This window comes from Micromonospora sp. NPDC049903, assembly GCF_044460945.1.
Classification (GTDB): domain Bacteria; phylum Actinomycetota; class Actinomycetes; order Mycobacteriales; family Micromonosporaceae; genus Micromonospora.
Window position 1 is genome coordinate 26,982 of sequence record NZ_JBITKL010000039.1, and the last position, 13,891, is coordinate 40,872.

The window sequence follows — 13,891 nt, forward strand, 5'->3', positions numbered from 1 at the left end:
GCGGCGGATCGCGGGGTACGGGCTGAGGAGGACGACGGTGGAGGAAAACGTACCGACCGGGCGCTGTGTGGTCGCTGTGGACGGGCCGTCCGGTTCGGGTAAGTCCACCGTCTCCCGGCGGCTGGCGGCGAGCCTCACCGCCCGCTACCTCGACACCGGCGCGATGTACCGGGCGATCACCTGGGCCGTGCTGCGCTCCGGCGTCGACCTGACCGACGCCGAGGCGGTCGGCAAGGTCGCCGCCGAGGTCGACCTGCGGATCGGCACCGACCCCACCGGCTACGGCGTGACCGCCGACGGCGTCGGCGTCGAGGCCGAGATCCGGGGTCCCGAGGTGACCGCCGCCGTGTCCGCCGTGGCCTCGGTGCCGGCGGTCCGGGCGCTGCTGGTGGCCCGGCAGCGCGAGATGATCGCCAAGGCGGGCCGGATCGTGGTCGAGGGCCGTGACATCGGTTCCGTGGTCGCCCCCGACGCCGACCTCAAGGTCTACCTCACCGCCTCGGCGGCGGCCCGTGCCGCGCGTCGCAGTGCCGAGGACGCCTCCGACGTGGCGGCGACCGCCGCCGACCTGGCCCGGCGGGACAAAATCGACTCGACCCGCAAGGCCGACCCGCTCGCCCAGGCCCCCGACGCCGTGGTGCTGGACACCACCGAGCTGGGCATCGACGAGGTCGTGGCGAAGCTGCGGGCGCTGCTCGCCGAGCGGAACGTGGCGTGACCGGGCGCGACGACCTGCCGGCTCTGCCGGCGACCGGACGATCCGGCACGGTGGCGTGGGCGTTTCCCGCCACCGGCCAACGAAACGAGGCATGGGCGTGACTGACAACGACGGTTGGGTGGAGCTGCGGGAGACGGACCTCGACCTTGAGGAACCGACCGGACCGCAGCCGGTGGTGGCCGTGGTGGGCCGCCCCAACGTCGGCAAGTCCACCCTGGTCAACCGGATCATCGGTCGCCGCCAGGCGGTCGTCGAGGACGTACCCGGCGTGACCCGCGACCGGGTCCCGTACGACGCGCAGTGGTCCGGTCGAACCTTCACCGTGGTGGACACCGGCGGCTGGGAACCGGACGCGAAGGACCGGGCGGCGGCCATCGCCGCGCAGGCCGAGACGGCCGTGTTCACCGCCGACGTGGTGGTCTTCGTGGTCGACGCGACGGTGGGCTCCACCGACGTCGACGAGGCGGCGGTGAAGATGCTGCGGCGCAGCGCCAAGCCGGTCATCCTGGTGGCCAACAAGGCCGACAACAGCAACATCGAGCTGGAGGCCACCTCGCTGTGGTCGCTCGGCCTCGGCGAGCCGCACCCGGTCTCGGCCCTGCACGGCCGAGGCTCCGGTGACCTGCTCGACGCCATCATGGACGCACTGCCCGAAGCGCCGAAGATCGTGGAGAACCGCCCGCGCGGCCCGCGCCGGGTCGCCCTGGTCGGTCGGCCCAACGTCGGCAAGTCCAGCCTGCTGAACCGCTTCTCCGGCGAGGAACGCGCGGTGGTCGACGCCGTCGCCGGCACCACCGTCGACCCGGTCGACAGCCTGGTCACCATCGGTGGCGACACCTGGCACCTGGTGGACACCGCCGGCCTGCGCAAGCGGGTCGGCAAGGCCAGCGGCACCGAGTACTACGCCAGCCTGCGGACCGCCTCGGCGATCGAGGCGGCCGAGGTGGCGGTGGTGCTGCTCGACTCCAGCGAGCCGATCAGTGAGCAGGACCAGCGCATCCTGACCATGGTCACCGAGGCCGGTCGGGCACTCGTGATCGCCTTCAACAAGTGGGACCTGGTCGACGCCGACCGTCGGTACTACCTGGACAAGGAGATCGACCGGGAACTGCGCCGCATCCCGTGGGCGATCCGGTTGAACCTGTCCGCGATGACCGGACGGGCCGTCGACAAGCTCGCCGCGTCCCTGCACCGGGCGCTGGCGAGCTGGGAGACCCGGATCCCCACCGCGCAGCTCAACGCGTGGCTCACCGCCCTGGTGCAGGCCACCCCGCACCCGGTACGCGGGGGACGGGCCCCTCGCATCCTGTTCGCCACCCAGGCCGGGGTCGCCCCGCCGCGCTTCGTCCTCTTCACCACCGGCCCGCTGGACGCCGGCTACCAGCGCTTCGTGGAACGCAAGCTCCGCGAGGAGTTCGGCTTCGAGGGCAGCCCCATCGAGATCTCGGTACGCCCCCGCAAGAAGCTCGGCCCCGGCGGCCGAGGCAAGGCCCACGGCTGACCCACACCCCACCCTCCTAGGACGCTCTAGGGGCGGTGGGGGTGGTCGCGGCAGTGGGGAGGGGGCTGTGCGGCGCAGGAGGGAAGCTGCGCTAAGCTGTACCGGCTGTCGCGGGCAGGACGACGCGGGAGCATCGGGACGTGGCGCAGTTTGGTAGCGCACTTGACTGGGGGTCAAGGGGTCGTCGGTTCGAATCCGGCCGTCCCGACACTTGCTAAGAAACCCGTTGACCAGGGCTTACGCGCTGGTCAACGGGTTTCAATGCATCCTGCGCCGGTGGGCATTGCTGATCTAGACGACGCGTAGCGGGGGACCACCTGGGGACCGGCCGGTTTTCAGATGGGCACTGAGCGCCGTTCCCGCGTCGATGTACGACTGCCGGTCGGGGTGTAGGTCCTCGGGTCCGGTGCCGGTGCGGATCTGGCTGCGATCCTCGTCGTAGGTGACATCGCGGGCCCAGATGTAGGTGCCGCTGGGTGGTGGTCAGCGACCCGTGCCCGGCGATCTTCCGCTGGACGTGCACCGGCACGCCTGCATCGGCCATCCACGTCAGGCCGGTGTGCCGCAGGTCGTGTCGGGGCACGTGCTCGAATCCCACCTCGGGGGCCAGCATGCTTCGGCGCATGTTCGCACCTTGGCCGCAAGATTGTGCTCGATCCGGGATCGAGTGGTATCCAAGCGCCGCGATAGCCACTCGATCCCGGATCGAGCGATGCTGTGCTCGGAAGAGCGCGCCCGCTTCGCGGCAAAGCCGTGAGCGGCTGGTCATGTTCCGGAGGCCATGTCGGCGGCGAGGACGGGGCTCGGCGTCCGGATCCCTGCGACGTGGGCGAGGTGTGAGTCGGCGGGTGGGCAGCGTGCCGGTCCATCCGCCCATCATGGACGTTGCGCAGGATCGGCCCGGCGTGTGCTCGTCGACGGCTCGGGCCACCGCTGGTGGCAGTGGGACGAGGACGACCTCGCCGCCTTTGCCGCGTACGGGTAGGCCCCGGTGGCCGTGTTCCTCGTCGAGGTCGGACTGCGGAGAGAATCTCGATCCACACGCCAGGCCGACTGTGCGGCAGCGCCGAAATCGACGTACGCCCTCGGCCGTCACCTGACGGGCTCTGCCGGGGCACTGGTGGGCACGCTGGGCCGATGTGGGCTCCCGCCATGATCTAGGCCACTGACGGTGCTGCCTGCTTTGGTTAGGGTGGCCTCGCCGTGGTGTTCGGGAAACCGGTGTGAAACCGGTGCGGCCCTCGCCACTGTGATCGGGATGCTGGAGGCCACCGCAAGGTCACTGGGCGTACGCCTGGGAAGGCCGGCCACCGGCGCACCACCCGTCAGCCAGGAGACCGGCCACGGCACCTGTACGACCCGTCCACGAGGTGCTGGAAGGTGGTCCCGCTATGCGGTTCCCTGCATCCTGGCGCGTTGCCGCGCCGCTCTCCGTCGTACTCGTCCTGGTCGGTGGCTGCGCCACGACCGGTGACAGTGATCCGGCTGCCACGGCCCCCGCCGCCGGACCTGTCTCGGTCACCAACTGCGGCGTACCGGTCACGATCCCGAGCCCTCCGGCGCGGGCGGTCACGATGAACCAGCCCGCCACCGAGATCATGCTGGCGCTTGGCCTGGAGGATCGGATGGCCGGCACCGCCTACCTCGACGACCAGGTGCTGCCCGAGTACGCCGCCGCATACGCGAAGGTGCCGGTACTGGCCAAGGAGTACCCGTCGAAGGAGAAGTTGCTCGAACTGGAGCCCGACTTCGTCTACGGCTCCTTCGCGAGCGCGTTCGGCGACGAGGGGGCCGGTGACCGTGCCGAGTGGCAGAAGCTCGGCGTGGGCACGTACATCTCCACTGCCGGATGTCCGAAGGAGACGCGACCGGCGAAGCTGGCGATCGACGACGTGTTCACCGAGATCCGGGAGATCGCCGCGATCTTCGGCGTCGCGGAACGGGCCGAGACGCTGATCGCCGACCAGAGGCAGCGCATCGCGAACGTGTCGGCGGACGCGAAGGGCACCCGGGTGCTGTGGTGGGACGGCGGCACCGACGCGCCCAGTGCCGGCGCCTGCTGTGGCGGCCCGGCCATGGTCATGTCTGCGGCCGGGGTCACCAACGTCTTCGACGACCTGACCGGCAGTTGGGCCGACACCAACTGGGAGGCCGTCATCGAGCGCGACCCGGACGTCATCGTGCTCGTCGACGCGAGCTGGGACACCGCCGCCGACAAGCAGGCGTTCCTCGAGAAGCACCCGGCGCTCAGGGACCTGCCCGCCGTCAAGGGCAAGCGGTACGTCACCCTGGCCTTCTCCTCCACCTCGGCCGGTGTGCGGAACGTGCTCGCCGTGGAGGCACTGGCCCGGGGCGTCGGCGGGGCGAGCAGCTGACCACCGTCACCACCCGGCCGGCGCAGATCCCGGCGAAGCCGGTCCGAGCGGTGCGCATGGTGGCCGTGGTGGTCGTACTCGCGGGTGGCCTGGTGTTGTCGGTGGCGGCGGCCGTGACGGTGGGGCCGGCAGATCTGTCGCTGGGCACCGTGTGGCTGGTGATCACCAATCATCTCGGCCTGACGAGCGCCGACGTGCCGCTGCTGCGCGACCACATCGTGTGGGAACTGCGGCTGCCGAGGGTGCTGGGCGCCGCCGTGGTCGGGGCCGGCCTCGCCGCCTGCGGGGCCGTCATGCAGACCGTCACCCGCAATCCGCTCGCCGACCCGTACCTGTTGGGTGTCTCCTCGGGGGCGTCGCTGGGTGCCGTGGCCGTTCTGGTCCTGGGGCTCGGCGCGGGTGCCGCGGCGCTCACCGGGGGCGCGTTCGTGGGGGCGCTCGCCGCGTTCGCCGTCGTGGTCGCCGCCGCCGGCCGGCGCGCTGTCCTGCGACCGACCCGGGTGGTGCTGGCCGGCGTCGCCGTCGCGCAGCTCTGCGCCGCGTTGACGACGTTCGTGATCATCTGGGCAGCCCAACCGCACGCGACCCAGAGCATCACCTTCTGGCTGTCCGGCTCGCTCGCCCGCGTCGACTGGACCGCACTGGCATGGGCGACGCCGCTGCTCGCGGCGGGGTTCGCCGTGATCCTCCGGTTTGCCCGCGCGCTCAACGCGTTCGCGTTCGGTGAGGAGGCCGCCGCCGCCCTCGGCGTGGACGTCCGGCGTGTCCGATGGCTGCTGCTGGTCACCACGGCCCTGCTGACCGCCGTGCTGGTCTCGATAAGCGGCGCGATCGGGTTCGTCGGCCTGATCCTGCCGCACGCCGTGCGGCGGTTCACCGGACCCGACCACCGCAGGCTGCTGCCGGTCGTCGTCCTCGCCGGAGCGATCTTCCTGATCTGGGTGGACACCGCGGCCAGGACCCTGTTCGACCCCCGCGAGCTACCGGTGGGCGTGCTGACCGCCCTGCTCGGGGTGCCCGCGTTCGTGCTACTGCTGCGCCGAGGGGACCGGAACACCTGATGTTGGAGATCCGTGACGTCTCGTGGTCGGTGCCGGCCGCGCGACTCCTCGACGGCGTGACCTGCTCGGCGCCGCGCGGCACCCTGGTCGGACTGCTCGGCCCCAACGGGTCCGGCAAGACCACCCTGCTGCGGGTCGTCGCCGGGTTGATCGCCCCCCGGTCCGGGACCGTGACCGTCGCGGGCGACGACGTGGCTGGGCTGCCGCGTGCCACCGCGGCACGGCGGATGGCCCTGCTCGCCCAGTACGCCGAGACCGACCTCGACCTGACCGCGCTCGACGTGGTGTTGCTCGGCCGTACCCCGCACCGCCGTTCCCGCTGGTCGGACACCGACACCGACCGGGCCGCCGCCGCCGACGCGCTGGACCGCGTCGACATGACCGGGTACGCCCACCGCCGCTGGCAGACGCTCTCCGGCGGGGAACGTCAACGGGTCCAGCTCGCCCGGGCCCTGGCCCAGGAGCCGCAACTGCTGCTGCTCGACGAGCCCACCAACCACCTCGACATCGGCCACCAGCTCCAGCTGCTGGGCCTGGTCCGTCGCAGCGCCGTCACCACTCTCGCCGCACTGCACGACCTCAACCTGGCCGCGATGTTCTGTGACCTCGTGGTGGTGCTGCACCACGGCCGGGTCGTCGCCACCGGACCGCCTGCCGACGTGCTGACGTGCGCGCTGCTCGCCGACGTGTACGCCGTGGACGCCGACGTCACGGTGCACGATGGACGTCCGGTCATCACCTACCGGGCACCGGCGGCATGACCGTCCTGCTCGTCTCGCGTGGGGCGACCCACCACGGCGGCCACGACGCGATCCACCGTCTCGCCGCGGCGGTCGCCGAGGCCACGGGCGTACCGGTGCGGGCCTGTTTCCTCGACGGCGCCGAGCCGTCCCTGCACGCCGCACTCGACGCGGTCCCGGAGCATGGCGAAGTCCTGCTCGTGGCCGTGCACCTACCGCCCGACCGGTACCTCGACACCTGGCTGCGCCGCGCGGTCACCCACTGGCGCACCACCCGGGACCGGCAGGTACGCGTCCTGCTCGCCCCGCCGCTGGCGCAACAGCCGGCGCTGGTCACGGCAGTCAGCGACGCTGTCACCGGTGACCACACCACGCTCGACGGCAACCCCGGACCGTTCCGCAGCCCGGCCTGGTCGCAGATCACCCGACACCGTCGCCACGTGCTGGTGTGCCGTGGGCCGCGCTGCACCGCGTACGGCGCCAGTCAGGTCGTCGCTGCCCTCGGCGACCGCCTGAAAGCGAACGGCCTCGGCGACGACGACGTCCTGGTCACCGCGACCGGCTGCCTGTTCCCCTGCAACCTCGGCCCGCTCGTCGTCGTGTATCCCGACGACACCTGGTACGAACACGTCGACGCGGACATGGCCGTCCTCATCGCCGACGTGCACCTGCGCGACGGCACGCCGGTCGACGGCAGACGCCCACGCGACCCGTGACCGCGAAGCCCGGTACGGTTATCGATGGTCGTCATGGTGCGGGCGTCGGTCGGGCGAAGTGGTCCGGGGCGACGGGTCGGGGGAGGAGCGGGTGTGGTGCGGCGCAGAGCCCTCGTGGTCCGGGGCGGGTGGGAGGGGCACCGGCCGGTCGAGGCGACGGAGTTGTTCATCCCGTTCCTCGAACGCAGCGGATACGCGGTACGCGTGGAGGAGTCGACGGAGGTCTACGCCGACGCCGCCGAACTGGCCGCCACCGACCTGATCGTGCAGTGCATGACGATGTCGCAGATCACCGGGGAGCAGGTGGCGGGCCTGGCGGCGGCGGTCGTCAACGGTACGGGTTTCACCGGCTGGCACGGCGGCATCGTCGACTCGTTCCGGGCCTCCTCGGACTACCTGCACCTGGTAGGCGGCCAGTTCACCGTCCATCCCGGCATCGAGCCGTGTGACCGTAGCGGCGGAGAGCAGGACAACTTCCTGCCGCACTCGGTCACGATCACCGACCTCGGCCGGGAGCATCCGATCACCGCCGGGATCGAGGACTTCGACCTGGTCACCGAGCAGTACTGGGTACTGCATGACGACCTGATCGACGTCCTGGCCACCACCACCCACCCGACTCGGGCGTGGCACCCGTGGCACCGGCCGGTCACCTCGCCGGCGATCTGGACCCGCACCTGGGGAGCCGGACGCATCGTCGTGACGACTCCGGGACACAGCCTCGACGTGCTGGAGCACCCGAGCGTCCGTACCGTCATCGAGAGGGGAATGCTGTGGGCGACCCGCACGGCGTCGGCATCGTCGGTCTCGGGGTCATCTCCCGCGCGTACCTGAGCACGCTCGCCCAGCATCCCCGGGTCCGCGTCGTCGCGGTGGCCGACCTGGACGCGGCCCGGGCCGCCGCTGCCGCCGCGACGATTCCCGGCGCCGAGGCGGTGAGTGTCGAGCGGCTGCTCCACCACCCCGAGGTGGCGACGGTGCTGAACCTGACGATCCCGGCGGCACACGCCGAGATCTCGGACGCGGCGATCGACGCCGGCAGGAACGTCTACGTCGAGAAGCCGCTCACCGTCACGTTTCCGGAGGCCCGGTCGCTCATGGACCGGGCGGCGGCGGCCGACGTCCGCGTGGGTTGCGCGCCGGACACCGTGCTGGGCACCGGTACGCAGACGGCCCGGGCGGCGATCGACGGTGGCCTGATCGGCCGCCCGCTCTCCGCGTCGGCCGTCATGGTCACCCCGGGCCACGAGCGGTGGCACCCCGACCCCGATTTCTACTACGCCCCGGGCGGAGGCCCGTTGCTGGACATGGGGCCGTACTACGTTTCGGCGCTGGTCCACCTGCTCGGGCCGGTGCAGGCGGTGATCGGGGCGGCGAGTCGGCTGCGGGATGCCCGGATCATCGGCTCGGGCCCCCGACTCGGGCAGCGGATCCCGGTCGAGGTGCCGACCCACGTGAGCGGGGTGCTGGAACACGCGGACGGTGCCCTGTCCACCCTCACCACCAGTTTCGACGGTGTCGCGACGACGGCCGCGCCGATCGAGGTGCAGGGGGAGAGCGGCACCCTCGCCGTGCCCGATCCGAACAATTTCGACGGCGAGGTCCGGCATCTCGCGCTCGGCGGCCCCGGGTGGCGTGTTCTCGAACCGGGGGCCGGTTACGTCGCAGCCTCCCGAGGGGTCGGCCTGATCGACCTCGTCGGGGCCGACGAGGCGCGTCCGCCCCGGGCCAGTGGTGAGGTGGCGCTGCACGTCCTGGACGTCATGACGGCCCTGCTCCGGTCGGCCGCCGAGGGCCGGCGAGTCGAGCTGACGACGACGGTGGAACGCCCCGCACCCGTCCCGTTGACCCCGGCGCAGGAGTGGTCCCGGTAGCCGAACCTCGTGGAGCACGTGCTGACCGCCTGAGCGGGGCCGTACCCGTAGCCCGTGTCGGTGGCACGACGGACCCGGCATGGCCGCGAATTCCTACGAAAGTCGCAGTCGGGGTTCATGCAGACGACAGACGATCCGGAGGGCGCGTCCGGACAGGCTGTAGCGCATGACGATCACGCTTCCCGAGTCGGAGAGTCCCTCTCCGGCGTTCGCTCCGGTCCCGTATCACCGGCTCGCCCGTACCGACCGGCACCGCTGGTGGCGGCCCCTGCTCGGCACCGTGCTGATCCTGGTGGGGTTGCCGGTGGTGCTGATGGGCGGGTTCGGGGCCGCGAGCGCCGTGGTGTGGCTGCTGGACGGGCCGGAGGACTTCCTGGACGGCGGTCCGGAGGTCGAGTTGGCCCTGACCATGGTCACGCTGGGGCTGCTGATTCCGCTGACGTTGCTGGCCGCCCGCTGGGTGCAGCGTCGCCCGGCCGGGACGGTGTCGTCGGTGGTGGGCCGGTTGCGGTGGCGATGGTTGGGAACTTGTCTCCTGGTCGCCGTGCCGGCGTTGGCGCTTCATCTCGGGGTGCTGAGTCTGCTGCCCGGTGACGGCCCGCAGAGCAACGGGGTCGGGTGGGAGCGGGTCGCGGCCGGCCTGGCCGTGGTGGTGCTGCTGGTGCCGTTGCAGGCGGCCGGTGAGGAGTACCTGTTCCGGGGCTGGCTGATCCAGGCGTTCGGGTCCTGGATCCGGTCGCCCTGGCCGGGGATCGCGGTGTCGTCGGTGCTGTTCGGGCTGGCACACGGGTGGGGGACCGGCTGGGGCATGGCCGACCTGGTGTTCTTCGGCGCGGTGACGGCGGTCGTGACGATCCGGACCGGTGGGCTGGAGGCCGCCATCGCGTTGCACGTGGTGAACAACGTGGCGGGGATCGGGTCGGCGGTCGTCACCGGCATGCTGGAGGCGCAGCAGGTCGACGTGTCGGCAAGGGCCGCGATGATCAGCATGTGCGTGACCGGGCTGTACGGCGGCGTGGTGCTGTGGCTGGCCCGTCGCCGGCGCGTGGAGAACGGCACCGGCGGCGCTACGGTCGGCAACGACGACGCGCTCGACCTGGTCAGCATCCCGCTCTGGATCTTCGGTGCCTACCTCGCGGTGGTCGCGGTCGCGCCGAGTGTCGCGCCGGTGCCGTGTTGCGCGGCCTGACCCGCGTCCGGTCGAGGGCTGTGCCAGGGGTGTCGGGGTGGCGCAGGGTGGCGGGACGTCGTTTGCCGGTGTCGTGCCCGGGAAAGCGGGGTCTCCGGCGGCGAGCATCGCCGCCACTGGCGGATGGGACGTCGAGGATGGGTGACCACGGGGTGTCGGCGCCGGAGTTCGAGGTGGCCCCGCCCCTGACGGTGGGGGTCGAGGAGGAGTTCCTGCTGCTGGACCCGGCGACCGGGGAGAGCCTGCCGGTGGCCGAGCAGGTGCGGGCCGCGTTGCCCGCTGACGCCCGTCGGCAGAGCCGGCAGGAGTTCCGGCACAGCATGGTGGAGATGGTCACCCCGGTCTGCACCGAGCTGACCGAGCTGCGGGAGCACCTGCTGACGCTGCGCCGCGCCGCCGCCGACGCCGCCCGCGCGGCCGGAGCAAGCCTGGTCGCCCTCGGTGCCACCCCGGTGCGGGAGGAGCACCGGTCGGTACCGGAGGAACCGCGCTACCACGCGATGTCTCGCCGGTTCGGCCCGGTCGCGCACGATCCCGCCGTCTGCGGCTGTCACGTACACGTGGGGCTGCCCGACCGGGAACTGGCCGTCCAGGTCGGCAACCACCTACGGGTGTGGCTTCCGGTCGTCCACGCCATCACGGTCAATTCACCCCTGCACGACGGGTACGACACCGGGCACGCGAGCTGGCGTTCCATGCAGTTGGAACGCTGGCCGAGCCTCGGTCCCACCCCCTACTTCGCCTCCGCCGCCGAGTACGACGCCACCGTCGCCGACCTCGTGGAAGCCGGGATCATGCTCGACCCCGCGATGGTCTACTGGTACGCCCGTCCGTCGGCGAACTACCCGACGATCGAGATCCGGGTCGGTGACGTCTGTCCGAGCGTGGACGACACCGTGCTGCACGCGGCGCTGGTCCGTGCCCTGGTCGCCACCATGGTCGACGACATCCGCAGCGGCACTCCCGCACCTCGCCTGCGTAGCTGCCTGGTCGCCGCCGCCCACTGGCGGGCCGCCCACCACGGTCTCGACGGTGACCTCATCGACCTGCGCACCACCCGGCCCCGGCCCGCCTGGGACCTGGTCGACGACCTGCTGACCACGGTCAGCCCGGCGTTGGCCGGCCACGGCGACCTCGACTACGTGCGCCGACAGCTCGACCGTCTGCGTCGCACCGGCACGGGCGCCGCCCGGCAGCGGCACCTGCTCGGTGACACCGGCGGCGACATCCTCGCGTTGCTGCACCACCTCGCCGCCCAGACCACCACCGGCTGACGGGCTCCGGGGCGCCGGTCAGCGAAGCTCGTGGGTCTGCAGCCAGAGTTCGAGCAGACCGAGCTGCCAGAGTTTGTTGCTGCCGGCCGCCGCCTGCGCCGCGTCGGGATCGTCGAGCAGGTGCGCGACGTACTCCGGCCGGAACAGGCCCCGCTGCCGGGCGGCCGGGTCCCGCAGGGCGTCCACGACCATGCCCCGCACCGCGCCGTCCACGTTGCGCAGCGCGGGGACCGGGAAGTAGCCCTTGGGCCGGTCGATCACGTCGGCGGGCAGCACCTCCCGGGCGACCTCCTTGAGCACGCCCTTGCCGCCCTGGGCCACCTTGTGCTCCGGCGGGCAGGCCGACGCCAGCGCCACCAGGTCCTGGTCCAGGAACGGGGTGCGGACCTCCAGTCCCCACGCCATGCTCATGCTGTCGACCCGCTTGACCGGGTCGTCGGGCAGCATCCGGTGGGTGTCCAACCGCAGGACGGCGTCCAGCGCGGTCTGCGCACCGGGCGCGGCCAGCTCGGCGAGGAGCAGCTCCCGACTGGCGTCGTGGTCGCAGGCGTACGCGGGGGAGACCACCTGACACAGTTCGGCGTGGTCGCGGTCGAAGAACGCCGACGCGAACGTCTCCACGGCCCCGTCGCGCGGCACCTCGGCGAGCGGCTGGTGGTAGCCGTACCCGGCGAACACCTCGTCGGCGCCCTGCCCCGACTGGGCCACCTTGACGTGCCGGGCCACCTGCTCGGACAGCAGGTGGAAGGCGACCACGTCGTGGCTGCCCATCGGCTCGGTCATCGCGGCGACGGTGGCGCGTACCGCCGGGACCAGGTCGTCGTCGGCGAGCCGGATCCGCTGGTGGTCGGTGTCGAAGGTGCGGGCGACCAGGTCGGAGAAGCCGAACTCGTCGCCGGACTCGCCGCCACGGCTGTCGAACCCGATGCTGAAGGTCCGCAACTGCTCCTGCCCGGCCTCGGCGAGCAGCGCGACGATGAGGCTGGAGTCCAGGCCGCCGGAGAGCAGCACCCCGACCGGTACGTCGGCCACCAGCCGTCGACGTACGGCGGTGCGCAGCGCCCCCCCGAGGGCCGCCTGCCAGTCCCGGGCGTCCATGCCGGCGTGGGCAGGGTCGCGGGCGTACTCGGGCTGCCAGTAGACGCGTTCGCGGCTGCGCCCGTCCGCCTCGATGACCCGCAGCGTCGCCGGTGGCAGTTTGCGGACGCCGCGCAGCACCGTGCGGGGTGCCGGGACGATGGAGTGCCAGGAGAGGTAGTGGTGCAGGGCCACCGGGTCGATGGCGGTGTCGACGTCGCCGCCGCGCAGCAGCGCGGGAAGGGTCGAGGCGAACCGTAGCCGTCCCGGCGTCTCGCTGAGATAGAGCGGCTTGATGCCGAGGCGGTCGCGGGCCAGGACCAGCCGTCGACGCGTCCGGTCGACCAGGCCGATGGCGAACATGCCGACCAGGTGGTCGACGAACGCCTCACCCCAGTGCGCGTACGCGACGAGGATGACCTCGGTGTCGCTTGTGGAGTGGAAGTGGTGCCCGGCGGCGCGGAGCTCTTCGCGCAGCTCAGGATAGTTGTAGACGCAGCCGTTGAAGACCAGGGCCAGCCCGAGGTCCTCGCGGACCATCGGTTGGGCACCGGCGTCGGAGAGGTCGATGATGGTGAGCCGTCGGTGCCCGAGGGCCACCCAGTCGTCGCTCCACAGCCCGTCGCCGTCCGGCCCTCGGGACCGCATCGCCGCACTCATCCGGGCCACCGCGTCGGAGTCCGGCGGCGCGCCGTCGAATCGTGTCTCTCCGCCGATGCCGCACACGTCAGTGGGTCCTGGTTCCTGCGGGAGCGGTCGGCACCGGGACGACTCCTGTCTTCGGTGGCAGGTCGTGGCGGTCCGCCGCGAGATGCCGCCGAGTCGCGTGGGCGGCCCGCATACCCGCTGGTCAGCGGCCGAAACCGCCACCATGCGACCCCGCCCGCTGTCGTGGCCGTGCCCGCTGTCGTGGCCGTGCCCGCTGTCGTGGCCGCGTCCGCTGTCGTGGCCGCGCCCGCACCGAGCGGTCGTGCCTGTCGTCGTCTGGCCGTGCCCGCTTGTCGTGTGGCCGTGCCCACCACCGTGCTGCCGTGCCTGCTGTGTGCGGCCGGGGCCGCGTCGTGTGGCTGTGCCCGCCACCGGGAGTCGTGCCAACGCAACCTGCTGCCGAGCCTCGGCGAAGCGTTGCGGCTTGCTGGGGAAGGTGGGGAGATCTGTTGTCGCTGGAACGACAACAAATCTCCCCACCCCCACCCGTTGGGCGACGCAACGACCCGCCGTGCGCGGTCGGGGGGGGGGGGGGGGGGGGGGGGGGGGGGGGGGGCGGGGGCGGGGGGGGGGGGCCCCCGGGGGGGCCCCCCCCCGCCCCGCGGGGGGGGGGGGCAAGGCCAGCGGGGGGGCCAGCCGAGGGTACCCCAGGAGGGAG

11 protein-coding genes, 1 tRNA gene, 1 pseudogene and 1 riboswitch are annotated in these 13,891 nt (G+C 72.2%); of the genes and pseudogenes, 11 read left to right on the forward strand and 2 right to left on the reverse strand.

What is annotated here, in order from left to right; translation table 11 throughout:
* Positions 1–37 precede the first annotated feature (37 nt).
* From cmk to ACIBO1_RS30630, 3 genes are all read left to right on the forward strand, one after another.
* Positions 38–718 (forward strand): (d)CMP kinase, encoded by a 681-nt coding sequence (gene cmk, locus ACIBO1_RS30620; RefSeq protein ID WP_350700408.1) that lies wholly within the window; start codon positions 38–40, stop codon positions 716–718.
* Between the two features lie 91 nt (positions 719–809).
* Positions 810–2,219, forward strand: coding sequence for a ribosome biogenesis GTPase Der (gene der, locus ACIBO1_RS30625; protein ID WP_396752537.1), 1,410 nt, complete (start codon positions 810–812; stop codon positions 2,217–2,219).
* Between the two features lie 134 nt (positions 2,220–2,353).
* Positions 2,354–2,427, forward strand: a tRNA-Pro gene (locus tag ACIBO1_RS30630).
* A gap of 83 nt (positions 2,428–2,510) precedes the next feature.
* On the opposite strand, the pseudogene ACIBO1_RS30635 reads toward ACIBO1_RS30630, so the two are convergent.
* Positions 2,511–2,817 (reverse strand): annotated as a pseudogene (locus tag ACIBO1_RS30635) (tyrosine-type recombinase/integrase); the annotation flags it as partial.
* 589 nt (positions 2,818–3,406) lie between these two features.
* A riboswitch (cobalamin riboswitch) is annotated at positions 3,407–3,580 on the forward strand.
* Positions 3,581–3,610: 30 nt separating this feature from the next.
* Between ACIBO1_RS30635 and ACIBO1_RS30640 the strand changes: the two are divergent.
* The 8 genes from ACIBO1_RS30640 (at position 3,611) to ACIBO1_RS30675 (ending at position 11,448) form a co-directional block, all read left to right on the forward strand.
* The gene (locus tag ACIBO1_RS30640; RefSeq protein ID WP_396752548.1) at positions 3,611–4,594 is read left to right on the forward strand and encodes an ABC transporter substrate-binding protein; all 984 of its coding nucleotides are present in this window, start codon (positions 3,611–3,613) and stop codon (positions 4,592–4,594) included.
* A 68-nt stretch (positions 4,595–4,662) separates the two neighbouring features.
* Positions 4,663–5,655, forward strand: coding sequence for an iron chelate uptake ABC transporter family permease subunit (locus tag ACIBO1_RS30645; protein WP_396752550.1), 993 nt, complete (start codon positions 4,663–4,665; stop codon positions 5,653–5,655).
* Positions 5,655–6,416: an ABC transporter ATP-binding protein gene (locus ACIBO1_RS30650; protein WP_396752552.1), complete on the forward strand. Its 762-nt coding sequence runs from the start codon at positions 5,655–5,657 to the stop codon at positions 6,414–6,416. The genes ACIBO1_RS30645 and ACIBO1_RS30650 overlap by 1 nt, the downstream gene beginning before the upstream one ends.
* Complete coding sequence (locus ACIBO1_RS30655; protein ID WP_396752554.1) at positions 6,413–7,111, forward strand: CbiX/SirB N-terminal domain-containing protein; 699 nt, start codon at positions 6,413–6,415, stop codon at positions 7,109–7,111. The genes ACIBO1_RS30650 and ACIBO1_RS30655 overlap by 4 nt, the downstream gene beginning before the upstream one ends.
* Before the next feature lie 93 nt (positions 7,112–7,204).
* On the forward strand, positions 7,205–7,945 hold the full coding sequence (locus ACIBO1_RS30660; protein ID WP_396752556.1) for a ThuA domain-containing protein: 741 nt from the start codon (positions 7,205–7,207) through the stop codon (positions 7,943–7,945).
* Complete coding sequence (locus ACIBO1_RS30665) at positions 7,885–8,985, forward strand: Gfo/Idh/MocA family protein (protein WP_396752558.1); 1,101 nt, start codon at positions 7,885–7,887, stop codon at positions 8,983–8,985. Before ACIBO1_RS30660 ends, ACIBO1_RS30665 begins: the two co-directional genes overlap by 61 nt.
* A 166-nt stretch (positions 8,986–9,151) precedes the next feature.
* Positions 9,152–10,174: a lysostaphin resistance A-like protein gene (locus tag ACIBO1_RS30670; protein ID WP_396752560.1), complete on the forward strand. Its 1,023-nt coding sequence runs from the start codon at positions 9,152–9,154 to the stop codon at positions 10,172–10,174.
* Between the two features lie 137 nt (positions 10,175–10,311).
* Positions 10,312–11,448 (forward strand): glutamate--cysteine ligase, encoded by a 1,137-nt coding sequence (locus tag ACIBO1_RS30675; protein ID WP_396752562.1) that lies wholly within the window; start codon positions 10,312–10,314, stop codon positions 11,446–11,448.
* A gap of 18 nt (positions 11,449–11,466) precedes the next feature.
* Here the strand turns inward: ACIBO1_RS30675 and ACIBO1_RS30680 are convergent, their stop codons facing one another.
* Positions 11,467–13,251 carry an N-acetylglutaminylglutamine amidotransferase gene (locus tag ACIBO1_RS30680; protein WP_396752564.1) on the reverse strand — a complete coding sequence of 595 codons (1,785 nt, stop codon included), beginning with the start codon at positions 13,249–13,251 and terminating at the stop codon, positions 11,467–11,469.
* Positions 13,252–13,891 lie beyond the last annotated feature (640 nt).